This window comes from Streptomyces pratensis, assembly GCF_016804005.1.
GTDB lineage: Bacteria > Actinomycetota > Actinomycetes > Streptomycetales > Streptomycetaceae > Streptomyces > Streptomyces pratensis_A.
Genome location: NZ_CP051486.1, coordinates 4,338,588 through 4,361,581, shown reverse-complemented (window position 1 = coordinate 4,361,581; position 22,994 = coordinate 4,338,588). Strand labels below are relative to the sequence as shown.

The following is a 22,994-nucleotide window of genomic DNA, read 5'->3' as shown; positions in this document are numbered from 1 at the left end:
TCTAGCTCCTCTTCAGGGTGAGGGTGAGGGTCGCGCCGTGCAGGCCCGCCGTGTCCGCGGTGATCCGCAGCCCCCGGCCCGAGCGCGTGGCGCGGATACGGGGATCCGCGGCGGCGACCGTGAGGCCGGGCCGGGCCAGGTCGAGCACCACCGAGGAGCGCAGCTGCGTCGGGTCGGACAGCGCCACCGTGAGCGTCCTGCCGTCCGGGCGTACCAGCACCGAGGCGGGGCCGTCGGACGCCAGCTCCTGCGCGGTGCCCGCGGTCCAGAAGTTCGCGGCGAGCAGACCGTCCGCGGGGCGGCGTACCGCGTGCACCGCAGTCGAGCGGGAGACCAGCCGCACCGGAGGCGCCGCCGACCACTGCCGGGTGCGGGCCGCGGAGGCTGCCGGGGCCTGGAGCCAGAAGTAGCCGGCACCGGCGGGAGCCGCCCCGTGGTCCTGCCACAACGTCAGATAGGGGCGGGTGACCGGGGTGTCCGTGCCGTACTTGAGATTGATCTCCCGCCAGGTGGCCGTGCGTTCCTCACGGATTCCGCGCAGGTCGGCGGATTCGGGGAATACATAGCCCCCGGTCCCTTCGAGGTGCAGCCACCTGACCTTGCCGAGCGACGCCGACCAGTCCGTGCCGCCGGGTGCCGCGCTGCCGTTGACGAGGAGCGTCGCGGACGGATCGCGCAGCTTGCGGTTCTCGACGACCGTCTCGACGGTGCCCGCGTCCGCGCCGATGCCGGATCCGGTGCACGCGATCACGTCGTCCAGGCAGAACCAGCTCTTCAGGCCGCGCAGCGTATTTCCGTACCCCCGCAGTTCCATGCCGTACGCGCCGAGGGTCGTCCCCGGCAGGGCCGTGCCGCCCGCCCAGTCGGCGGTGCTCGTCGTCCGTTGGCCCGCGGCGTCCGCCGGCCGGCCGGTGACGACCGTGGTGCCCGGCAGCCGGGTGGGGTCGACGGTCGGCCAGTAGTCCTCGCTGTAGTGCCCGAGGTCGTCGGTGTACAGCAGCACCATGCCGTCGGAGAGATGCCAGCCGTGCAGATTCTCGTTCTGGATCGACTCGTAGTTGTAGATCCGGCTCGAGTACGCCGAGATGCCCATGGCGAACGAGGGCCGGTGGTGCGCCGCCTTGTCCATCCGGGGGTGCTGCTTGTGGGTGACCAGCGGACCGCGCGCCGGGACGGGTGAATCGATGATTTGCAACGCGGCGACGAGGGACGCCGGGTCGGTGACCGCGAGGAAGTCCCGGTAGGTGTCCTCGGCGATCCACTGCTTGACGAGTGCGGTGAAGCCCTCACCCGTCTCACCGGGGAAGCTCGGGATCAGCCGCAGCACCGCCTCGATCACCGTCTGCGCCGAGGCATGGCCCTGCTTGCTGGGACGGGCGATCTCGCGCCCGCACACCGACGCCATCACATCGCCGCGCGCCAGCAGCGGGTCGAAACCTTCGAGGACCCAGCCACGGACGTTGTCCAGATCGGGGTCGGTGACCGTCCAGTCGGTGCCCGCGAGCAGATTCAGCAGACGGGAGAGGCTGTTGAGCAGTTCCTTGCCGTAGCCGCCGTTGTACGGGTGCTTGTAGTGCTGGAGGAACGAGCCGTCCGCGTAGAAGCCCTCTCCCGTCCCCGCAGTGCCGTCCGTGCGGTCGTTGAAGGCCAGGACGCTGTTGGCCCCAGAACCCTCGACGTCCGAAAGAGCGTCACGCACCCGGGCCAGGCCGTCCCCGTCGTCACGGAGCACGGAGTTGACGGCGACCACGGTGGAGACCCACACACGGTTGGCTCCGGTGGCGATCTGCCGGTCGACGCGCCACAGGTTCGGGTCGGGGGTGTAGTGCCGCACCGCCGTGGTGACCCGCTCCAGCCGCTCCGATCCGAGTGCGTCGTACAGCAGTACGGTCGTGTCGTTGAGCGCTAGGGCCGAGCCGATCTCCCAGTCCCAGTCGTTGTCGAAGCGGGTGTGCCCGGGACCGTAGCGGTTCGTCAGCATCCAGTCGATGCCGGCGAGCAGCAGGTCGCGCAGGGCGGCGTCACCGTGCTGCGGGGTGCCGGGGACCGCCCACGCCGTCGCGATCGTGGCGAGGCGCTTGAACGAGGTGGTGACGTGGTTGGAGAGCGCCGTGCTGGTGAGGTCCGCGAACAGCCCGTCGGTACGGGACGGATCCAGGCCCTTGGCCGCAGTGGTGGCTGCCCGGCCGGTCCTGGCGACGGCCGCAGCGATCCGCTCGTCCGCGAGGTCGAGACCGGGGCCTCCGGTCAGCAGGGTGTGCCAGCGGGCGCGCAGAGCGCCGGCCTCCGAAGCGGCGGCGTGAGCGGTGCCAGGGGTGAGGGTGAGGGGCAGGGTGACGGCCGCGCCGAGCGCCGCCGCTCCGGCAAGGACGGTGCGACGTGTGGTGCCGGTGCCTGGGGTCATGGTTCGGGTCCTCACAGCAGGTGTCGGCGGTCGACGGCCCCGGCGAGCGCGGCGTGACCGGAAGGATTGGGGTGCAGGCCGTCACCGCTGTCGAAGGCGGGCCGCAGACGCGACGGGCGTGCGGGGTCGCGCAGCGCGGCGTCGAAGTCTGCGACCGCGTCGAACAGGTGGCCGGTGCGTACCGCGCGGTTGAGCCGCTGCCGCACCTCGTCGAGCTCCGGGGTCCAGCGGGTCCAGCCCTCGAACGGGGTGATGGTCGCGCCGACGGTCCGCAGCCCCGCGTTCCCGGCACGCAGCACCAGCTGGCGGTACCCGGCCAGCACGAGCGAGGAGTCCGTCTGGGCGGGCGGCTGCTGGAGGTCGTTGACGCCGAGCTGGACCAGCACGGTGCGAAGGCCGGGCAGCGAGAGGACGTCGCGGTCGAAGCGTGCCTGGCCGCCGGGCCCGAACCGCGCGTCGTCCAGCAGCAGTCTGTTGCCGCTGACGCCCAGGTTGGCGACGGCCGCTCCTGGAAGCCGTCGGGCCAGTTGGTCCGGCCAGCGCAGATCGGCGTCGTCCGGCGTGCCGACGCCCTCCGTGACGGAGTCGCCGAGGACCGCGACGACGGGACCGTGGGCTCCGGCCACCTCGACGCCCGTCAGGAGGAACACCGAGGTGGTGCGCGCCCCGTCGACGCTGTGCGAAGCGTGCGTGTTGCGGTGGAAGGACAACGGGCCCGTGGGGCCCGGCAGCCTGGTCTCGACCGTCAGCGCCGATCCTTCCGGGGCGCGGAGCCCGTCCACCGTGTCGCTGGTCAGGGACGCGCCGGCGGCCAGCCACGCCTGCCGCCTTCCGCCGAACGTCACCGCCCGCCCGCCGGCGGTCACCGGACCGATCTGCACGGGCAGGGCCCCGAAGGCGTGCCCGTACCTCAGGCGCACCCGGCCACCGGCCGAGAGACGCACGGTCGCGGTGAACACCCCGTCGGTCAGTCCGGCGGCCGCCACCGTGTCCGCTTCGGTCGGCGCGGTCTGGGCCGTCGCCCAGGACGTGACCCAGCTGCCGGCACCTCTCGGACCACCGGTGCCGTCGGACTGCGCGGCCCGTGCGGTGGGCGCCGTCGCCGCGGCCGTGGCCACTCCCGCGGCGGCGGCCGTCAGTATCCCGCGTCTCGCGGGCCCCTTGACGGTCACTGCGGGCACGCTCCGGTCGGGTCGTACTCGTCGGCATAGGTGCCGACGGCGTCGCCGCCGGTGTTGCCGCTCATGGTGTTGGTGCACACCGGGCCCTGCGGGGTGCGCATGAACTTGATGCCGCCGCCCGCGTTGCCGGTGACGGTGTTGCCGTACACGCTCGTGTCGATGCCGTCGGTCGCGGTGTCACCGCCGAGGCGGACACCCGCACCCACGTTGTCGTGCACGGTGTTGTAGCGGAAGATGTTGCCGCTCCCGCGTGCGTCGAGCCCGCCGGAACTCGGGTCCTTCTGACCACTGCAGTCGTTGTACTCGACGTAGTTGTTCGTCGAGTTCTCCTTCACGTCCACGCACTCGTTGCCACGGGTGACGATGGTGTTGTGGTGGATGCGGTTGTTCCTGCTGATGTCCGCCGCCGCGTCCGGGGCACCGTTGGCGCCCTGCTGCTCGGGGGCCGTGCCGAGGTAGACGCCCTCGCCGTTCTTGCCGCCGCCGCCGAACTTGAAGTCGGCGACCCCGCAGTCGGTGATGGTGTTGTCGTTCACCTCCGCGCCTGTGACCAGATAGCGCAGCCGCAGGCATTCGTCCGCCGCGTTCTTCAGCGTCATGCCGGTGATGTGCAGCGCCCCCACACCGTTGCCAGGGGTCGTGCTCATGACGTAGACGAGCTTGAGACGGTAGCCAGTGACGTCGTCGGCCGAGCCGTGCAGCCCGTCGACGGTGAACCCGCTCAGCGTCGTCGAGTCGTGCCGCACCTGGATGACCCGGCTGTCGCCCGCGCCCTTCACCACCGCGTTCGACGGCCCGGTGATCGTGACGCCGGGGCGCGTGGTGACGACGTCCTGCCGGTATGTGCCTGCCGCGAGATGCACCACCGAGCCGGTGGGCGCCAGTTCCAGCGCCTTCTGGACCGTGGCCAGCGGAGCACCGGAGGACGTACCGGCCGCGGAGTCGCTCCCGGACGGCGAGACGTAGTACGCGGTGGCCGCCTCGGCGGCCGGGGACGGCGCGGCGTAGAGGAGCGGGGTACCGGCGGCGAGCGCGGCGACGAGGGCTGTACGCAGTGGACGGCTCATGGGGTGTGCCTCCTGGGATCGGCGAAGGACAGAGCGAGCAGTACGGGGACGCTGGGGCCCAGCAGCAGCGGCCCGAGCGGTACGACGAGAGAGAGCAGCACGGCTGAGATCACGGCGCCGAGCAGCGCGGTGCCCCGGGCCGGTGACCCGAAGCCGAGGGCGAGCGCACCGGCGGTCCAGGTGCGGACGGAACCGTCGCGGGCCCGGCCGGCCTCGGCCGCCAGCGCGATGTGGTGGATGACGAGAGCGGCCGAGATGCCCAGCTGCGCGGCGAGCACGACGAACGTCCAGGGCTCCGAACGCCCCAGCAGGTAGAAGATGTTCGCGGTGAGAACAGCTGCCGCCGCCGTGGAGAGCAGGCCGTGCCGCCACAAGCCCCGCCAGTAGCGGGGGAAGGCGGCGAAAGTGTTCACGAACACACGGCTGTCCCCCTCGGCGCGCCAGAGCTGAAGGGCGTGTCCCATCGCGGCCAGCGCGGGCAGCCAGGTCACGACGCCCAGGGACAGCACGGAGCACGCCGCCCCGGCGGCGGCCGGAAAGGCGATGAACTCCAGGCGGCGCAGCAGCGCCGTCCCACCGGACGGGAGGATTGCCCGCATGGTCAGCCGGCCTTTCCTGTGTACGGCTCGGGCACGTCGAGGACCACGCGTCCGTCGATCTCCAGCCGCGTGCACGCCACCACGTACGGCGCCCCGGCCGGGCCCAGGAGGACGGCGGCGGCGTCCGCGTCAACCGATTCCGTCCGGATGCGCCGGCCGACGGGGGACAGGAGGACCGTCTCCCGGGAGTCGGTGAAGGTGACGCCGTGCCCCTCGGAGCAGGTGACCTGCTCACCGCCCGGCGTCCCGCCGGGAGTGAGCGCGGTGAGGAAGAGCCCTTCGGCAGACCGCGGGGCAGTCGCACGCAGGGTGTGCAAGGTGCGGGTCAGGCGCAGCTCCGGAGTGCTGGACGTCGGATTGGCCTCGACCTCGGTGACCTCGCAGCGCACCGAGGCATCGGCCGGTGCGAACCGCTGAAGGAGGGCGGTGGCCGCCTCCGACCTGATCAGCGCGCTGCCGTCGGGTCCTGGCTCCGCCGGACGGTCGGTCTGGAGCAGGAACGTCCATTCACGCTCCGCCTCCGCCTCGGCCAGGTCCAGCAGGACGAGCCGTCCCGACGGTGTGAACACCAGGGTCCGGTCCAGGCGCCGGACGCCGAGCGCCGGGTCGTACATCGGGGCGATCTCCGCGGTGGCGTGCGCCCAGCCGCCCTCGGCGTCCGCCAGGACATCGCGCTGCCCGGCCTGCCGCTCGAACGGGATGCCCTCGTAGACGTGGTAGCGGTCCTCGTCCGCGTACCCCTGACCGTCCACCAGCAGGAGATTGTGGTGGGCCGCCCGCTTGCGGTTGCTGTATCCCTCGTCGACGGCGAGGAACTCCCCCTGCGAGACGAGCACGAAAGAGCCGGAATCCGGATGGTGATGCCCCTGGGTGAGGGTCTCCCACCCCAGCTCCGCACGGTGCTTCGCCGAGGCCTCCCACGCTGTGTGACCACCGCCCGGACTCGCCTTGAACGACACCAGCGTGGCATCGTCGTCCCAGCTGGTACGGGCCGCGAGCAGCCCGAGGTCCGGGAAGAACGCATGGGTCTCCGTGGGCCGGGACGCCCGCACGGCCGGGTCGTACCAGAGGTACTCCAGATAGGCCTCCGGCAGGATCCCCGGACGCACCCCGCTCTCCGAGGCCTCCCGCCACAGCAGCTCACCTGAGGCGAGGTCGCCCATCCACTGGGCCTCCGCGATCCCGTACTGCGCCGCGAGCCGGTAGTACAGACCGGCGCTGTGGCCGCTGCGCCGGTCGTGGCAGTCGCCGTGGTCGACGTTGAAGGCGAAGCCCGGCGCAGTCTGATGGAGCCGGTAGCGGAACGTCGAGGAGAGGAAGCCGCCGCGCCCCCACCAGTCGATGCCCTCGGCCTCCTGGAGCAGGTCCAGATGGATCGCCAGGAAAGGCACGCCGTAGCGCCAGTAGACGACACCCTCGGCGTGCGAACCGTCCGGCGGCATCAGGTCCAGGACCCTGCCGAGATTGTCCTTCGCGCGCTCGGTCCACTCCTCCTTGCCGAGCACGTAGCCTGCCGTCGCCAGGCCCGCGTAACAGATCCAGTTGTGGTTCTGCCAGTACGACGACGACCACCAGCGGCCCTCACTCGCCACCGCGAACTCGTACATCCGGCGGCCCTGGAGCAGCAGCTTGTACCGGAGCAGCGCCCGCACCCCGTCCGGCAGTTCGTCACCGATCCACCGGTACGCGAGGGAGAGGTGGTGCAGCAGCCAGCCCGCGTCCAGATCGTGGTCCGGCATGTGGGCCCGGCCCCAGTGCGGCAGGCGGACCGCGGCCTCGATCCAGCGCCGGCTCTCCTCCAGGTGCGCGCGGTCGCCGGTCGTGCGATAGGCCAGCGCGGGGTTGGAGGCCGCGGGGCCGAGCCAGGTGATGCTGGCCAGGGGGTGCGTACGGGGCGGGGTGAGGCCACGGTGGCGGGCGGCCTCCTCCCGCAGCCGGACTTCCTGCGCCGGACGCGGTCCCGGTGGCGGAGTGGCGGAGAGCAGCACGGATCAGCTCCCCGTCCCGAAACGCGCGGCCGAGCCGTCCGCCAGTTCCACCGTCAGCTCCTCGCCGTCGAGTCGTACGCCGGTCACCGCGGGGCCCGCGGAGGCTGCCTGGTACACCGAGGCGAACGTGATCCGCTCGGCCTCCGCCGTGAAGTCGACCCAGGTGCGGGTGCGCTGAGGGTCGTCCGCCGGACCGGGGCCCGGCCGCGAGAACGGACGCACCTCCGTCCCCGGGGTGTGCGTGTGCCAGCCGTGGAGGGTCTCGTCGCCGTACCAGGTGGTGCGTACAGGGCCGTCGGCCTGCTGCTGGACGTCCAGAGCGGTCCCCGGACGCAGCTGCCCGGTGACGCGGTGCGCCTCCCGGCCCGTCACGCTCAGCAGGTCCACCAGATAGCAGTCGCCCGCCACGACCCTGCGCACCGCACGCACTCCCTCGTACGCGGTGGTGACCTCGGCGGTCACCGAGCGGTCGTCCGACGCCAGGAGCGCGCCCTCGCACTCCGCCTGCTCCGCGCCGTCGACCCGGAACGCCGGATGCGCCTCTGTCGAGGCGTACAGGTCCCTGAACTCGGCGTGTGCGTAAGGCACCTGGCCGGGGTCCGGCTGCCACGGGGTGGTGGCGCCGTACAGATAGAGCGACAGCTTGTCGCGGTGTCCGTGCGAGCCTCCGTGCGGGCCGAAGTCCAGCAGGGCGTGGATGCCCGCCGCGCGCAGCACCCCGTAGCCGGCCGCCGGGAAGACGGTGACCCCGTCCGGCGCCGCGCGCCGGGGGAGCGGCGGTCCCGCGAACCAGCCGCCCAGCTCACGGTCCAGTCCGTCGTCGTGAGGACCGAGCTCGTCCCGGGCCCGGGACGCCACCGCGTCCAGGCCGTCGGCAGGCACCAACTGCTGCGCCAAAGCCACCAGTTCGAGCCACTCCAGGGCGAGTGCGGAGCGCAGGTAAGGGCCGTCGTGCAGCGCGGGGAGGATTCCGCCCTTCGTCGCGATCGCCGCCAGTGCGTCCGTCATCCCGGCCAGCACCCCGGCCACGTCGGACGGTACCGCCGACGGGTCGGTGGAACGCAGCGCCAGCAGCGCGGCCCGCAGCACGAAGCCGTGGTAGTACGTGCTGCCCTCCCACTCCCAGCCGTCGTCGGCGACGGCGACCCGCAGGTGCGCGTACAGCCCGTGCTCACCTTCCAGCCACTGCTTCGCACCGTCCCACTCCAGGCCACGCGCCGCCGACGCGGCACGGCTCGCGGAGGCGCCGGCGGCGTTCAGCCAGGCGGTGTAGTTGGACGCCAGTTGTCCCCGGCCGGTCAGCACACCCCGGGCGTCGAGTGCCGCCCGTTCCAGGTCGTCCAGCAGTGGCAGGACCGCTGCCAGGCCGTCGGTACCGTCCTCGGCCAGTGTGATCACGGTGTGCCCGATGTTCACCGCCCAGATGGCGTCGGTCAGCGCCTGGTGGAAGAGCCGGCCTCGCAGCATCCAGCCCTGCGCCTCGCCGTGCCGCTCCGTGGCGAGCGACGCGTACAGGCCGGCGTACTCGACGAGCCGAGTCACCGCCTCCGCGCGCTGTCCCCGGTGGGCGAGCACCCGCAGATGCCGCGCCCACGCCTGGTGCGACAGGACCACCCACGCGCCGCGCACCGCCGGGGTGTCCACCCGGCAGCCGTGCGCGCACCGCGCACCGCCCTCCGGGAAGACACCGGCGAGGACGTCACCGTGATCGAGCTCGACGCCGTGTGCCGGGCAGACGTACGCGTGCCACCAGCCGCCCCGCTCCCCGGGGATCCGCCTCAGCGCGGCCATACGCCACCGTCGATGTCCACCGTGGTGGCGGTGAGGAACCCCGAGGCGGGCGATGCCAGGTGGACGACGACGTGGGCGACGTCCTCCGGCGTGCCCGCCCGGCCCACCGGGATGCCGGCCTCCATCGCCTCCTGGGCAGGGGCAGCGGTGAACGTGTCGTGGAAAGCGGTGCCCTTGATGAAGCCGGGGGCGACCGTGTTCACCGTGATGCCCGTCCCGGCGAGCTCCTTCGCGAGGCCCTTGGTGAAGCCCCGGACGCCCGCCTTGGCGGCGGCGTACGCGACCGAACCGGGCCCGCCGCCGTTGTGCGCGGCCAGCGAGGACATCGTGATGATGCGTCCGGCGGACGACTGCGTCAGATGCGGCAGAGCGGCCCGCACCGTGCGGAACGCCGACGTCAGATTGGTGGAGACGACCCGCTCGAAGTGGTCGTCGGACATCTCGGCTATCTTCTCGCGGCCGATGAGGTGGCCCGCGTTGCAGACGAGGACGTCCAGCCCGCCGAGGAACCCAGTGGCCTCCTCCACCAGCAGATCCACCTCCGCGGACACCGTCGCGTCGGCCTCGAACGCCTTGGCCCTGCGGCCCAGTGCCTCGATGGCGGAGACGGTCTTCGCCGCCTCGTCCGCGGAGGAGTGGTAGTGGACGGCGACATCGGCGCCGGCCTCGGCCAGGGCGACGGCGATGGCACGGCCGATGCCGTGGCCCGCCCCCGTGACGAGAGCGCGGGAGCCGTTGAGATCAGCAGACATGGGTGAAGCCCTTTCGGTGACCGGCCGCAGCGGGCCGGAACCGGTCACTTGAGACCGGCGGTTGCGAAGCCCTGCACGAAGTAGCGCTGGCCGATGAGGAAGAGGACGACCATCGGCAGGGTGGCGAGCGTGGTGCCCGCCATCAGGAAGTGCCACTGGGTGCCGTTCTCGGTCTTGAAGACGGAGAGTCCCACCTGGATCACCCGCAGGCTGTCCGTATGGGTCACCAGCAGAGGCCAGAGGAAGTTGTTCCACGACGATTCGAAGGTCAGCAGCGCCACGGTGATGAAGGCCGGCTTGACCTGCGGCGACATGATCCGGGCATAGATCCGGAACTCACCGAGCCCGTCGAGCCGGGCCGCCTCCTCCAGTTCCACCGGCAGGTCCAGGTAGAACTGCCGGAAGAGGAAGACCGCGAAGGGGGTGACGGCGCCCGGGATGATGAGTGCCCACCAGCTGTCCAGCCAGCCGCTGCCGCCCTGGCCCAGGATGTCGTTCCCGCCGGCCAGTGGCATGAAGCGGACGATCAGGAACTCCGGCAGCACCTTGGTGTACGTGGGGATCATCAGGGCCGCGACGAAGAGGTAGAAGAGCGTCTCGCTGCCGCGGAACCTGATGCGCGCCAGCGCGTACCCCGCCATCGACGCCACCAGCACGTTGAGCACGGTGTGGCTGATCGCGATGATGAAGCTGTTCCGGGCGTACGTGGCGAACGGCGCGGCCTTCAGCGCGTCGACGTAGTTGCCGAACTCCCATTGCTCCGGCAGTAGTCCGGCATCCTGCGACGCGATCTCCACCGGCGTCTTGAGCGAGGTGAGCACCATCCAGGCGAAGGGCACCACCATCAGCAGGGAGACGACGGACAGGGTCGCGTAGAGCGCGATCCTGCCTACGGGGACGGACCTGCTCCTCGCCGGTGCCTTCGGCGCGCCGGGTGCGGGAGCCGGCTTCAGCAGCTCAGTTGTGGCCACGACTGCCTCCCATGATCCGCTTGTTGACCAGGGTGAAGCCCATCAGCAGCACGAAGAGCACCAGTGACTGCGCGCTGGCGTAACCGACGCGGAACTCCCGGAAGGCGGACTTGTAGATCTCGTACGTCATCATCGTGGTGCTGTTGGCGGGGCCGCCGTCGGTCAGGATGTAGATCTGGTCGAAGGACTGGAACGCGCTGATCATCGAGGTGATGAGCACGAAGAACGTCGCAGGCTTCAGCAGCGGCAGCGTGATCGAGAAGAACTGCCTGACCCTGGAGGCACCGTCCACCGACGCGGCCTCGTACAGCTCCCTCGGAAGGGACTGCAGGGCGGCGAGATAGATGAGCATCTTCATACCGATGCCCTGCCAGATGCCGACCAGGATCACCGAGGGCAGCGCCCAGGTCGTCGAGGACAGCCAGGCCGGGCCGTCGATGCCCAGGAACGACAGCATCATGTTGAGCAGACCGTTGCCGGGGTTGTAGATCCACAGCCAGACCAGCGCGATCGCGACGGTGGCGGTCACCTGGGGCAGGAACACGGCGGTACGGAAGATGCCGCGTGCCTTGAGCCCCGTGTGCAGGGCGAGGGCCACCAGCAGACCCAGCGCCATCCCGAACGGCACGGTGAAGAAGGTGTACAGAAGGGTGTTGACGACGGACTTGCGGAAGACCGCGTCGTCCAGCATGTCCCGGAAGTTGGCCAGGCCCACGAACTCCGGCGCGGTCAGCACGTCGTACTTCGTGAAGGCCAGGGCCACCGAGACCACGACCGGAAGACCGATCCACAACGAGGCGTGCAGCAGCGCGGGCGCCACCATGAGCATGCCCGCCCGGCGCCGACGCCGCCCCGGGCCGGTGGGGACCCGGCCGGTCCGTCGCGGCGCCGAGGTCTCAGGAGGGGAAGGCGGCCGCGCCGGCCTGGCCTTCACTACGGTTGTCGCTCCCATGGTGACGGGTCCTCACATCCGGCCGATTGCGGCCTCGGCGAGACGGCCGAGCTCCGCGATGGCGTCCTTCGCGGACTGATCGCCGACGATCGCGGGCTCAAGCGTCGGCTTGATCTTTTCCCGGATCTCCATCCAGGCCGCCGTGCCGCCCTCGGAGAAGGCGTGCTGGAGGTTCTGGAGGGAGAGGTCGACGAACTGGTTCTCCTTGACGTATCCCGTGTCGTCGAGGTCGCGCAGACCGGGCACCGAACCACGCTGCTCGGCGGCCCCGAGGATCGACTCGGGCGTGGCGAGGTACTCCACGAGCGCACGGGCCGCCGCGGGGTGCTTGGAGCGTGCGGCCTGCGTGACGAGCGTGCCGCCCTGGAGCATCGCCGGCCTGCGGTTGGCCAGTACGAACGAGCCGAGCTTGTCGTCCTCGATGAGGTCCGGGTTCTGCTCCTTCACCTGGACCCAGAGGGCACTGGTCGTCATCATCATCGACGCCTTGCCCGTCTGTACGTTGGACGGGGCGCCGGCGTCCGTCTTCTTCGCGTAGTCGGCCGAGCCGTCCTTCACCAGGTCCTTGAAGAACTGCAGCGCCTCGACGCCGCGCGCGTCCGTGAACAGCACCTTCTTGCCGTCCGCGCTGAACAGCTGACCGCCGTTGGCGAAGAGGAAGGTCTCCCAGCACTGGCGCAGGTCGATGGAGAACGGGTCGAAGCCGATGTGGCCGCCCCTGGTGAGCTGCTTCGCGACGGCGCGCAGCTCCGCCCAGTTGGCCGGGGTCTTCTTGATCCCGGCCTCCGCGAAGTGATCCTTGCGGTACACGACGATGCGGGTGTCGAGGACGACGGGCAGGGCGTAGAGCTTGCCGTCGTAGCGCGACGGCTCCAGCACCCGCTTCTCGTAGTCGTGCGCGATGGCGAGCTCCTCCGGGAGCTCGGCGATCGCCTTCTTCGCCGCGAACGGGGGGATCCAGCCGACGCCCATCATCAGCACGTCGGGCAGCAGCCCGCCCGCGAGACCGGTGGTGATCTTCTCGTTGAGCTGCGCGTACGTGGTGTAGTCCACGTTCACCTTGACGTCCGGATACTTCTTCCGGAACCCGCCGAGAATCTTCTCCTCCAGCAGCGTCTTGCCGTTCGCACCCTCGTAGATGGGGGTGAGCAGCGTGATCTCGCCCTCGGCGGGGCCGTCGGCAGACCCGGCGGACGACGCGCCGCCGCCACAGCCGGCGAGAGCGGCCGCGGCAGTGCCGGCGCCGATCGCGGCGAGCACGGACCGTCTGTTGAGTTCCATGGGACACCCCTTTTGAGGTGGAGCGGTGGATCGATCCAGCAGTTGCATCCCGGACATGGCTGGGAAGTGCTGGTAAATCGATGCAGTGATGCTAAGAACGCCTCGAGAGTGGCGTCAACAGCTGGTGCACAATAATTTTCAGGCAAGTTAACGGGTGTACCGGTAGAGCGAGTTCAGTAAATCGGTACACTAAGCTCGGCAGTGCGTTCAGAACCGGAGGTGGCATGAGCGGGGTAACGATCCATCAGGTCGCGGAGGCCGCAGGGGTCTCCGCCAGTACGGTCTCCAACGTCCTCAACGGGCGCACCGACCGTATGCAGGCGGCCACCCTTGCCCGGGTGGAGCAGGCGATCGAGCAGCTCAACTACCGTCCCAACCGGGCGGCCCGCATGCTGCGCACCGGCCGGATCAAGGTCATCGGCCTGATCGTGCCGTCCGTCGCCAACCCCTTCTGGGGGGCGCTGGCCAGGGAGCTGGAGGCCATCGCGCTGGCTGAGGGCTACCACGTGCTGCTCTGCAACAGTGAGCGCGATCCGGCCCGTGAGCTCAAGTACGGCGAGGAACTGCTCGCCGACGGGGTGAGCGGGGTGGTCCTCTGCTCCTCACTGCCCTCGCTCGAGCACATGACGCCGCTGCTGAGCAGAGGGCTCAAGATGGTCGCCTTCGACCGGACCGCGCAGGCGGGAGACCCCTCGTCGCTGGCCAGCATCAGTGTCGACAACGCGATGGGGGCCGAGCTGGCCACCCGCCATCTGATCGAACTGGGCCACCGGAAGCTCGCCTTCGTCTCCGGCTCCGTACACAGCGTGAACCGCCGCGAGCGCCTGCGTGGCTTCCGGTCGGCCCTGGAGACGGCAGGGATCGACCCGGCCGGGGCGATCGTCTGGCCCGGGGCGGACACCACCGAGTTCGGGGACAAGAACGCGGCGGAACTGGGCCGGAACGCGGCCAGGGAGCTCCTCTCCCGGCCGGACCCGCCCACCGGTTTCGTCGCCATCAACGACATGTGCGCCATCGGCATCTGCCGGGGTGCCAAAGACGCCGGGCGCGGTGCCGGACGGGATGTCTCGGTGGTGGGCTTCGACGACATCCTGCTCGCCGATCTCTTCGAGCCACCGCTCACCACGGTCCGCCAGCCACTGCCGGAGATGGCCGCGGAGACGTTCCAGCAGCTGCGGGCCCGGATCGACTCCGCCCCGGCGGCCGGGCGGTCCCTGCTGATCAGACCCCGGCTGGTGGTACGTGAGTCGACGGCGCCGGTGGTGCCGTCGCCGGACGGTCACACCCTCCCCGCCGCCTCCATCGCTCCGGCTGCCCCCGCCGCGCCGGAACTCGCCGCGACGGGCGGCCGCCGCGAAGCGGGCTGACGGGAGCCACGACACTCCGTTCCCGTACGGCTGTTCGCACTGGAAGGGACGCGCCCGGCGCCTGTCGGCTCAGATGCCGAGTGCGTGCCCGGTCGTCGCGTCCACGTGGTCCGGGACCTCGTCGTGGCGGTCGCCCACGGTCGGTGTCCCGGCGGGCTCGAACATCAGGATCGCGGCGCCGCCGGGGGAGTGCGGCTTGTGCTCGGTACCCCGGCGGACGGTGAAGACCGCACCCTGCGGGAGCCGGACCGTGCGTTCCCCGTCCGGCTCCCGCAAGGAGATGTGCAGCTCACCGTCGAGTACGAGAAAGAACTCGTCGGTGTCGTCGTGGACGTGCCAGACATGTTCGCCCTCGACCTTGGCGATACGGACGTCGTAGTCGTTGACCCGCGTGACGATGCGGGGGCTCCACAGGGCGTCGAAGGAGGCGAGAGCCTTGCCGAGGGGGATGGGTTCGTCGCTCATGGGCTCATTGTGAGCCGTTCCGCGGGGCCGGCGTGAGTGCTAGGAACCGCACATGGCGAAAGAATCCTCGCACGCTCCGCGCTCGGCGGGAGTACACCGCGTCGTCGTGATCGTTGACGAGAACTCGAACCCCTTCGAGCTGGGCTGCGCCACCGAGGTCTTCGGTCTGCGCAGACCGGAGATCGGCCGTGCTCTCTACGACTTCAAGCTCTGCTCCGCCGAGCCCAGCACCCTGATGCGCGACGGATTCTTCACGCTCACGGGAGTCGCCGGTCTGGAGGCGGCCGAAACGGCGGACACGTTGATCGTCCCCAACCGCCCGGACGTCGAGGTGCCCCGCCGCCCCGCCGTGCTCGATGCCGTCCGACGGGCGCACGCGCGCGGCGCGCGCCTGGTCGGCTTCTGCAGCGGCGCCTTCACACTGGCCGAGGCCGGAGTCCTCGACGGGCGCCGGGCCACCGCGCACTGGCAGTGGGCGGAGTCCTTCCGGGCCCGCTTCCCGTCCGTCCGCCTCGAATCCGACGTGCTCTTCGTGGACGACGGTGACATCCTCACCGCTGCAGGAAGCACGGCAGCGCTCGATCTCGGGCTGCACGTGGTCCGCCGCGACCACGGCGCGGAGGTCGCCAACTCCGTGAGCCGGCGACTGGTCTTCGCCGCGCACCGGGACGGCGGCCAGCGGCAGTTCGTGGAGCGCCCCATGCCCGACGCGCCCGACGAATCCCTGGCGCCTGTCCTGTCGTGGGCCCAGGAACGGCTGGACTCACCGCTCACCGTCTCGGACCTCGCGGCGCGGGCTGCGGTCAGCCCTGCGACGTTGCACCGTCGGTTCCGGGCCCAGCTGGGAACGACGCCTTTGACGTGGCTCACAGGGGAACGGCTCGCCCTGGCATGCCGGTTGATCGAACGAGGTGAGTCCCGCTTCGAGGTGGTCGCGCGGTGCAGCGGAATCGGCACCGCGGCCAATCTGCGCACGCTGATGCGCCGCGAGACGGGCATCACCCCGTCGGCGTACAGACGTCGGTTCGGGCCGTAGGCGAACTGACCGCGGGGCATCGTCTGCAGGCGGGCCACGGGATTGTTGGGGCAGCGCCGGCCCAGCGGAAGGCACGAGGAAGCCGGTGAGCCCGGCGACGGCCCCGGGGAGGGGCTGGAAAGACGCGGCGGACGTACTCCCGATGCCCGTGCCGGGGGCCCGGCCTTCGGCATCAGCTGTGACGCGCCCGCATCGCCGAAGGCCGTCGGCGATGCATGCCGGTGTTCGTTCAGGTCCCGGCCCCCGACGGACCCGTTTACGGCGGTGTGCCGGGCGAGCGGGGCGCGGGCTTCGTCGTACGACTGGCCGGCAGACCCGTGGCCGGGCACAGGCCGGGGAGCCGGCGACCGTGCCCGGTTCTGTGCGTCGGGTGACGAACCGTGGTCCCCGGGGGCGGCCATTGAGCAGCCCGAGCAGCCCGAGCAGCGGTTCGGCGGTGCCGGCGTGCCGGTAGGAGGTGGCCGGCACGTAGTCCTGGCGCGCCCTGCCCGGAGGCGCCTGGATCACGTGGCCCTTGCCCTGCCGGACGTCTCCGGCCCTCGACGCCCCGCCCCGTCGGATGTTCCAAGGGGCGGGGCGGAGCGCTTCGGAGGAACGGGGCGCCGGGCGGGGTGCGGACTCTCGCGCTCTACGTTCCTGCCCGGCCGGACGGGGCGGAAGCGGCGCGAGCCTGGCCGCGCCCGTGCCGGCCGGGATCCCTCGTCGAAACGAGGGCGTTGCTCAGGAGGCGGTGCAGGCGCCGACGACCGGTGCCGACGTGTTGCCGTTCGTGGTCACCGTGAACCCGAAACTCGTCGACGTGCCGGCCGCCAGTGTTCCGTTCCAGGCGGGCTTGACCGTGACCACGTCCCCGGACGTCGTGGGTGTGCCGTTCCAGAGGGCGGAGACCTTCTGGGGCGACGGTACGGTCACCGGAACGGTCCAGCCGGTGATCCCCGTAGCGCCGGCCTTGACCGTCACCTGGCCGTTGTACCCGCCGTTCCACGTCGCCGTCTGGGTGTAGGCCGCCGTGCAGGTACCGGCGCCGCCGCCGTCCCCGCCACCACCGGTCGACCCGCCGAGCGCGGCCAGCACCGCGTCGTAGGCCGGCTTCTTGTTGTAGTCACCGTCGAAGAGGAGCGGGGTACCGCTGCTGCGCCACGAGTACTTGTCCGTGACGCCCCAGACGGTGATGCCGGTGCAGCGTGTGACGGCCAGGCAGGCGTTCACCACCTTGGTGTAGTTCGCGGCCTGGGCCGAACCCGAGCCTTCGATGTCCAGCTCGGTGATCTGGACATCGACACCGAGAGCCGCGAAGCGCTGCAGATTGGCCTGGAAGTCGGAAGGGACCGGCGAGTTGCTGTTGAAGTGCGACTGGAAGCCCACGCAGTCGATCGGGACCCCGCGCTGCTTGAAGTCCTTCACCATGTCGTAGACCGCGTTGCTCTTCGCGTTCTGACCGTCGGTGTTGTAGTCGTTGTAGCAGAGCTTGGCGTCGGCATCGACCGTGCGAGCGGTACGGAACGCCTCCTCGATGAAGCCGTTGCCGAGCTTGTCCTGGAACGGCGAGCTGCGCCGCGCGCCACTGCTGCCGTCCTGGAACGCCTCGTTCACCACGTCCCAGGAGTGGATCTCACCCTTGTAGTGGGTCATCACCTGGGTGATGTGGTTGTTCATCGCCGAGCGGAGATCGGTGGCGCCCAGGCCGCTGACCCAGCCGGGAAGCTGCGAATGCCACACGAGGGTGTGGCCCCTGACCTTCATACCCTTGCTCTGCGCGTGGTTGACGATCTGGTCGGCTGCCGCGAAGTTGAACGAGTTGCGGGAGCTCTCCAGGGCGTCCCACTTCATCTCGTTCTCGGGTGTGACCGAGTCGAACTGCGCATTCAGCGTGGACGCGTAGGCCGCTTCGCCGAGGTGGTTGGCGGCCACCGCCGTGCCGAAGTACCGGCCCTTGGCTGCCGCCGCGTCACCGAGGGCGCCGACAGCCTGGGCGTTGCCGGCGAGCGCGACGACGCCGGCTGCGGCGAGGACGCCCGCCGTGAGGAGGGACAGCGCCCGTCTGGCACGGGCCGGCGGGCGGGTACGGGCGGGGGTGCCGCCGGAGGGGTTCTGGAGCATCACGTTTCCAGCCTCTTCTTCCGGTAGCCGGGCGGGTCGAACAGGGCGCCCGGACAGGGGGATTCGGACCGTTCGAGGTGCTGTGCGGCCGTCGACGCGCACCAGGAGGGCGTACCTGCCGACGGGAGGACGAAGCGTGGAACAAGGGGAGCGAGGGAGAGTATGCGCGTTGCGGGAAGTCGCGTCAACGCTATGTTTCCGAAAGATTTCCGAGCGAACTCCCGTTCAATTGACGGAACTTGACCCTATGGCCTGCGTGTACGGCGGCTCCGAGGTGACGCGCCGGTGCGGGCTTCTTGGGCTGCTCGTAACTGAGCCCGGGTGTTACGAAATGCATTCAGACGCCAGATCGAAAGTTTCGGCATGTCTTTGGGGTCGGGAATGCCTCTGGCGGTATCGGGGGATGGGGGCGTGCCGCCGGCCTTCGGGAGCCGTGCTCATGGCCGCGCCGTGGCGCGAGCCCTCAGCCGGCGTCGGGTGCCGGCAGGGCCACCCCGGCCGGACGGCCACCCTGCCGGCTGTCGGATCACCGTCGCCGCCACCGTTGCTGTGACTGCTGTGACTGCTGTGACTGCTGTGACTGCTGTGACTGCTGTGGCTCTGCGGCGGCTCCGCATCTGTTCTGTTCGGCGTCGACGTCCTCGGTGTGATGGTGCGGTACGGCGACGCGGAGGCGTGCCAGGTCCGGTGCGGCGTCCACGCTCGCCGCACCGCACACCGACATACTCCACTGAGCTTCCGTGGACCGGGCTCCGCTCAGGCCGGCCGTCCGACCGGCGCGGCCCGCTCAGTCGGAGGAAACGGTCCACCCCGTCGCCTCGACACGTTCGGCGTCCCCGGGCCGGTTCCCGTCGAAGAGCGTACGACCGCCGTCCTCGACCCGGACATCGTCGACGTACGCACCGCGCCCGACGTACAGCTGGTCGGTCGCGTACCGCCAGCGGAGCCGCACCGCAGTGCCCTGCCAGCTTCTCAGGTCTGCCTCCAGGCGGTGCCAGACGCGCCCCGACCAGCCGGAGGCCGAGCCGTCCGGGTGCGGCCGGGGCTCCCTCGGCTGATCTCCCTGCGTGGGTACGGTGGTGAACGGTACGGGCTGCCAGGTGGCCCCCGAGTCCGACGAGGCTTCCAGACGGAGGGCGTCAGAGGTGGGCTCGGTATCCCACCAGAGGGCGCAACTGAGCGACGCGCGGGAGGAGGCTGGGCGCAGCGCGGGCAGCGTGAGCGTCGCGGTGGCGGCGCTGGCCATGCCGGAGAACCAGGCCGTACGGCCCCGCGCGGGCCGGACGGCCACGGCGCGCGCCATCCGGTTGGCCGCCGCGACCCGTGGGGCGCTGCCCGAGCGCCACGAGCGCACCGGGTGGACCGAGTTGCCGAGGACGATCAGGAACGAGTCCGTCGTCGGGTCGAGGACCAGACTCGTGCCGGTGAAGCCCGTGTGACCCGCCGTGCGCGGGGTGGCCATCGCCCCCATGTACCAGTGCTGGCAGAGCTCGAATCCCAGGCCGTGCTCATCGCCGGGGAAAGCGGTGTTGAAGTCGGTGAACAGCAGCTCCACGGACTCCTCGGACAGGATCCGGGACCTGCCGTAGGTACCCCCGTTGAGCAGGGTGCGGGCCAGTACGGCCAGATCCCAGGCGCACGAGAAGACTCCGGCATGGCCGGCCACCCCGCCCAGGCTGTACGCGTTCTCGTCGTGCACCTCGCCCCAGACCAGCCCTCGCTCCAGCCCCGACCAGGGCAGCCGGGCGTCCTCGGTGGCCGCGATCTTCGGCTTCCACGAAGCGGGCGGGTTGTACCGCGTGCGGTGCATCCCGAGCGGAGCGGTGATCTCGTCCCGGAGCAGGTCGTCCTGGGCGCGGCCGGTGACCTTCTCCAGGATCAGCTGCAGCGAGATGAGGTTCAGGTCGGAGTACAGGTACTTGGTGCCGGGAGCCGAGGCAGGGACCTCGTCCCAGAGCAGTCGCAGCTTTCCCTCGCGGGTCGGCTCCTTGAAGAGCGGGATCCAGGACCGGAAGCCCGATGTGTGCGTGAGCAGCTGGCGGATCGTGATGTCCTGCTTGCCACCGCCGGCGAAGTCGGGGAGGTAGGAGGCGGCCGGTGCCTCGAGCTCGAGCGTGCCCCGCTCGATCTGCTGGACGGCGAGGATCGAAGTGAACAGCTTGGACACCGAAGCCAGGTCGAAGACCGTGTCCTCGGCCATCGGGATCTGCTCGTCCGGCGGGAATTCCACCCCGGTGTCGGTCGTCTCGTCGTACGCCGCGTAACGCACGGCCTTACCGATCGGCCGGTGCAGGGCCACGGTGCCGCCCCGGCCCGCGAGGAGGACCGCGCCCGCGTACCAGGGATGTGTGGGGGAGTCGGTGAGGTACCTCTCGGCGTCGGCCACGAGCTGGTCGAGCTGGTCCGGCAGAAGCCCGGCACGGCCGGCCGAACCCCGGCGCAGTGTAGGCCCGCCCTGCCCTGATCCCATACCCGTCCCGGTTCCCGATGGTGCGCCCGACGGCTCCGTACCCCGCTCGACGCCGGCGGCCGTCCCCGCCGCACCCGCGAAGGGAATCGGAGCGAGGGCGAACGCCCCGCCCAGCGCCAGTATCCCGCCGCCCAGCCTCCGGCGGCTCATTCCCCGGCCCGACACGTCCCCAGTCATTCGGAACCCCTTCCCTCACGTCGAAAGCATCCGCGCGAAAGTAACTTTCGAAATCTCGTACGGTGATGAAACTTCCTGCCGAGCAGAGGTTACTGTCACCACCGCCGCCCGTGTGGTCCCGCACAGAACAAGAAAATTGACGCATCGTCATGCAGTCCGTGCGTCCGGGCGGACGCAGAATGCCTGCCCGGTGTCAGGCGGCGCGGCAGGCAGGTCCGCCGGCGGCTGCCGGAAGCTGCTTCAGGAGGGGCCCTCGATGCGCCGTCGGGCGGATGTCCTCCCCGGGCGCGCGGTGCCGTGGCCGCGAAGGCGGCCGGGCCGGGCCGACACAGGTGTTCAGGGCCCTTGACCCCCGGCGGCCCGACACCCAGGATCGCGCCATGACAGGAGTACGCAGCAGCACAGTGGACGGCGTCGTCACGCGCAGCGCACGGCGCACCCCCGGGCGCGTCGCCGTACGGTACGCCCAGCGGTCCTGGACCTACGCCACGCTGGACGAGGCGGTGAGCACGGCGGCCGCTGTGCTCACCGGCGAACACGGGCTGCGTCCCGGCGACCGGGTGGCCTCCTACGCGCACAATTCCGACGTCTACCTGATCGCCTATCTGGCCTGTGCCAGGGCCGGACTTGTCCATGTGCCGGTCAACCAGAACCTGGCCGGTGAGGACCTGGAGTACATCCTCCGCCAGTCCGGCAGCACACTCGTCCTCACCGACCCCGGCCTCGCCCCACGGGTTCCGGCAGGCCACCCCGTACGGCCGCTGCGTGACGCGCCGGATTCCCTCCTCGGAGAACTGGACACCCCGCGCCCCTTCACCCCCGAACGCGAACCCGGCGCCGACGACCTCGTCCAGCTGCTCTACACCTCCGGCACGACCGCCCAGCCCAAGGGCGCGATGATGACGCACGGTGCGCTGGTCCACGAGTACGTCAGTGCCGTCACCGCTCTCGACCTGCGTGCCACCGATCGGCCGGTGCACTCGCTGCCCCTCTACCATTCCGCGCAGATGCATGTGTTCCTGCTGCCGTATCTCGCCGTGGGTGCCGAGAACACCATCCTCGACGCGCCGGACGCCGGACGGATCTTCGACCTGGTCGAAGCGGGGCAGGCGGACAGCCTCTTCGCACCGCCGACCGTCTGGATCGGACTCGCCAACCATCCGGACTTCGCCACGCGGGAGCTGGGGTCCCTGCGCAAGGCGTACTACGGCGCGTCGATCATGCCCGTGCCCGTCCTGGAGCGCCTGCGGGAGCGGCTGCCCGAGCTGGCGTTCTACAACTGCTTCGGCCAGAGCGAGATCGGACCCCTAGCCACGGTCCTCGGCCCCGAGGAACACGAAGGGCGGATGGAGTCGTGCGGCAGGCCCGTGCTCTTCGTCGAGGCGAAGGTGGTCGACGAGCACGGCAAGGAGGTTCCCGACGGCACGGCGGGCGAAGTGGTCTACCGCTCCCCCCAGTTGTGCCAGGGCTACTGGGACAAACCGGAGGAGAGCGCAGAGGCCTTCCGCGACGGCTGGTTCCACTCGGGCGACCTCGCCGTACGCGACCCCGATGGCTACTTCACGGTCGTCGACCGTGTGAAGGACGTCATCAACTCGGGAGGCGTCCTCGTCGCCTCCCGGCAGGTCGAGGATGCCCTTTACACCCATCCCGCGGTGGCCGAAGCGGCCGTGGTGGGGCTGCCCGACGCGCGCTGGATCGAGGCAGTCACCGCCGTCGTGGTTCTGCGGGACGAGGTCTCGGAATCCGAACTCATCGAGCACGCCCGGAAGAAGCTCGCCCACTTCAAGGCACCGAAGAGGGTCCTGATCGTCGGTGAACTCCCACGCAACGCCAGCGGCAAGATCCTCAAGAGGGAGCTGCGGGACCGGTTCTCCGAACCCGACGCCGCGACGGTCCCGGCCTCGCCCCCGCCGGCCCGTCGGAAGGAGTCCTGACCCCCTTCCGGCCCTTGACCGCATACGCGCAGCCGTGACGCCGCACCGGATATGACATCTCCCAGCGGTCCGGCCGCGTCATGCACCGCCGGTGAGCCTGTGTGCTCCCGTCGGTCCGGACGAGGCCGGCACCGGCTGCACCCTGTGCGTCCCGAAGCCGCCACGAGGGGGATCGACGCCTCCCGCCCCCTGCCGACCGCCGGACTCCGGCTCGGAGGCGGGCTGTCTTCCGCGCACCACCCGGCCGATCCCGCATCCGTCCGGCACCGGCTGTTCAACGGTCTCCGCCTCGCGGGCTGTCGAGCGTGCAGAGCGAGTCGACCGGTCAGGAGCCGAGAGCCGCACCTGGTCGCGATGCGTCCGCGAAGGTGCACGGAACAGCCGTCCTCACCGACCGAACGAGAACTCGGCACGGCCCGCGCGGTCGCCGTCGGACCGGGCAACCCGGGAGACCGC

At 70.6% G+C, this 22,994-nt stretch carries 16 protein-coding genes; 3 read left to right on the top strand and 13 right to left on the bottom strand.

The features are described from left to right. Position 1 precedes the first annotated feature (1 nt). From HED23_RS17580 to HED23_RS17535, 10 genes are read right to left on the bottom strand one after another with little or no spacing between them, the layout of a single operon-like run. Positions 2–2,404: a polysaccharide lyase 8 family protein gene (locus HED23_RS17580; RefSeq protein WP_203184336.1), complete on the bottom strand. Its 2,403-nt coding sequence runs from the start codon at positions 2,402–2,404 to the stop codon at positions 2–4. 11 nt (positions 2,405–2,415) lie between these two features. Continuing rightward, the gene (locus HED23_RS17575) at positions 2,416–3,576 is read right to left on the bottom strand and encodes an SGNH/GDSL hydrolase family protein (protein WP_203184335.1); all 1,161 of its coding nucleotides are present in this window, start codon (positions 3,574–3,576) and stop codon (positions 2,416–2,418) included. Continuing rightward, positions 3,573–4,652: a DUF1565 domain-containing protein gene (locus HED23_RS17570; protein ID WP_203184334.1), complete on the bottom strand. Its 1,080-nt coding sequence runs from the start codon at positions 4,650–4,652 to the stop codon at positions 3,573–3,575. Before HED23_RS17570 ends, HED23_RS17575 begins: the two co-directional genes overlap by 4 nt. Continuing rightward, complete coding sequence (locus tag HED23_RS17565; protein WP_203184333.1) at positions 4,649–5,251, bottom strand: hypothetical protein; 603 nt, start codon at positions 5,249–5,251, stop codon at positions 4,649–4,651. The genes HED23_RS17570 and HED23_RS17565 overlap by 4 nt, the downstream gene beginning before the upstream one ends. Before the next feature lie 2 nt (positions 5,252–5,253). Continuing rightward, positions 5,254–7,239 carry a heparinase II/III family protein gene (locus HED23_RS17560; RefSeq protein ID WP_203184332.1) on the bottom strand — a complete coding sequence of 662 codons (1,986 nt, stop codon included), beginning with the start codon at positions 7,237–7,239 and terminating at the stop codon, positions 5,254–5,256. A 3-nt stretch (positions 7,240–7,242) separates the two neighbouring features. Then, entirely contained in the window at positions 7,243–9,030 is a 1,788-nt protein-coding gene (locus HED23_RS17555) for a heparinase II/III domain-containing protein (RefSeq protein WP_203184331.1), read from the bottom strand. Further along, positions 9,018–9,782: an SDR family NAD(P)-dependent oxidoreductase gene (locus tag HED23_RS17550; protein ID WP_203184330.1), complete on the bottom strand. Its 765-nt coding sequence runs from the start codon at positions 9,780–9,782 to the stop codon at positions 9,018–9,020. The genes HED23_RS17555 and HED23_RS17550 overlap by 13 nt, the downstream gene beginning before the upstream one ends. 44 nt (positions 9,783–9,826) lie before the next feature. Beyond that, positions 9,827–10,753: a carbohydrate ABC transporter permease gene (locus HED23_RS17545; protein WP_238442015.1), complete on the bottom strand. Its 927-nt coding sequence runs from the start codon at positions 10,751–10,753 to the stop codon at positions 9,827–9,829. After that, positions 10,740–11,705 (bottom strand): carbohydrate ABC transporter permease, encoded by a 966-nt coding sequence (locus tag HED23_RS17540; RefSeq protein WP_238442014.1) that lies wholly within the window; start codon positions 11,703–11,705, stop codon positions 10,740–10,742. Before HED23_RS17540 ends, HED23_RS17545 begins: the two co-directional genes overlap by 14 nt. 12 nt (positions 11,706–11,717) lie before the next feature. Further along, a complete protein-coding gene (locus tag HED23_RS17535; protein ID WP_203184329.1) occupies positions 11,718–12,986 on the bottom strand; it encodes an ABC transporter substrate-binding protein in 1,269 nt (422 codons plus the stop codon). A gap of 224 nt (positions 12,987–13,210) precedes the next feature. Here HED23_RS17535 and HED23_RS17530 point away from each other — a divergent pair, with 224 nt between their 5' ends. After that, positions 13,211–14,353: a LacI family DNA-binding transcriptional regulator gene (locus tag HED23_RS17530; RefSeq protein ID WP_238442013.1), complete on the top strand. Its 1,143-nt coding sequence runs from the start codon at positions 13,211–13,213 to the stop codon at positions 14,351–14,353. 69 nt (positions 14,354–14,422) lie between these two features. Here the strand turns inward: HED23_RS17530 and HED23_RS17525 are convergent, their stop codons facing one another. Then, positions 14,423–14,818 (bottom strand): cupin domain-containing protein, encoded by a 396-nt coding sequence (locus tag HED23_RS17525; RefSeq protein WP_203184328.1) that lies wholly within the window; start codon positions 14,816–14,818, stop codon positions 14,423–14,425. A 52-nt stretch (positions 14,819–14,870) separates the two neighbouring features. On the opposite strand from HED23_RS17525, the gene HED23_RS17520 reads away from it, so the two are divergent. Continuing rightward, positions 14,871–15,854: a GlxA family transcriptional regulator gene (locus tag HED23_RS17520; RefSeq protein WP_203184327.1), complete on the top strand. Its 984-nt coding sequence runs from the start codon at positions 14,871–14,873 to the stop codon at positions 15,852–15,854. 720 nt (positions 15,855–16,574) lie between these two features. Here HED23_RS17520 and HED23_RS17515 read toward each other — a convergent pair. Further along, a complete protein-coding gene (locus HED23_RS17515) occupies positions 16,575–17,954 on the bottom strand; it encodes an endo-1,4-beta-xylanase (protein WP_203187533.1) in 1,380 nt (459 codons plus the stop codon). A gap of 787 nt (positions 17,955–18,741) precedes the next feature. After that, positions 18,742–20,601, bottom strand: a complete 1,860-nt coding sequence (locus tag HED23_RS17510; RefSeq protein WP_203184326.1) for a serine hydrolase domain-containing protein — start codon at positions 20,599–20,601, stop codon at positions 18,742–18,744. A 380-nt stretch (positions 20,602–20,981) separates the two neighbouring features. On the opposite strand from HED23_RS17510, the gene HED23_RS17505 reads away from it, so the two are divergent. Beyond that, positions 20,982–22,538 carry an acyl-CoA synthetase gene (locus HED23_RS17505; protein WP_203184325.1) on the top strand — a complete coding sequence of 519 codons (1,557 nt, stop codon included), beginning with the start codon at positions 20,982–20,984 and terminating at the stop codon, positions 22,536–22,538. Positions 22,539–22,994: the final 456 nt, after the last annotated feature.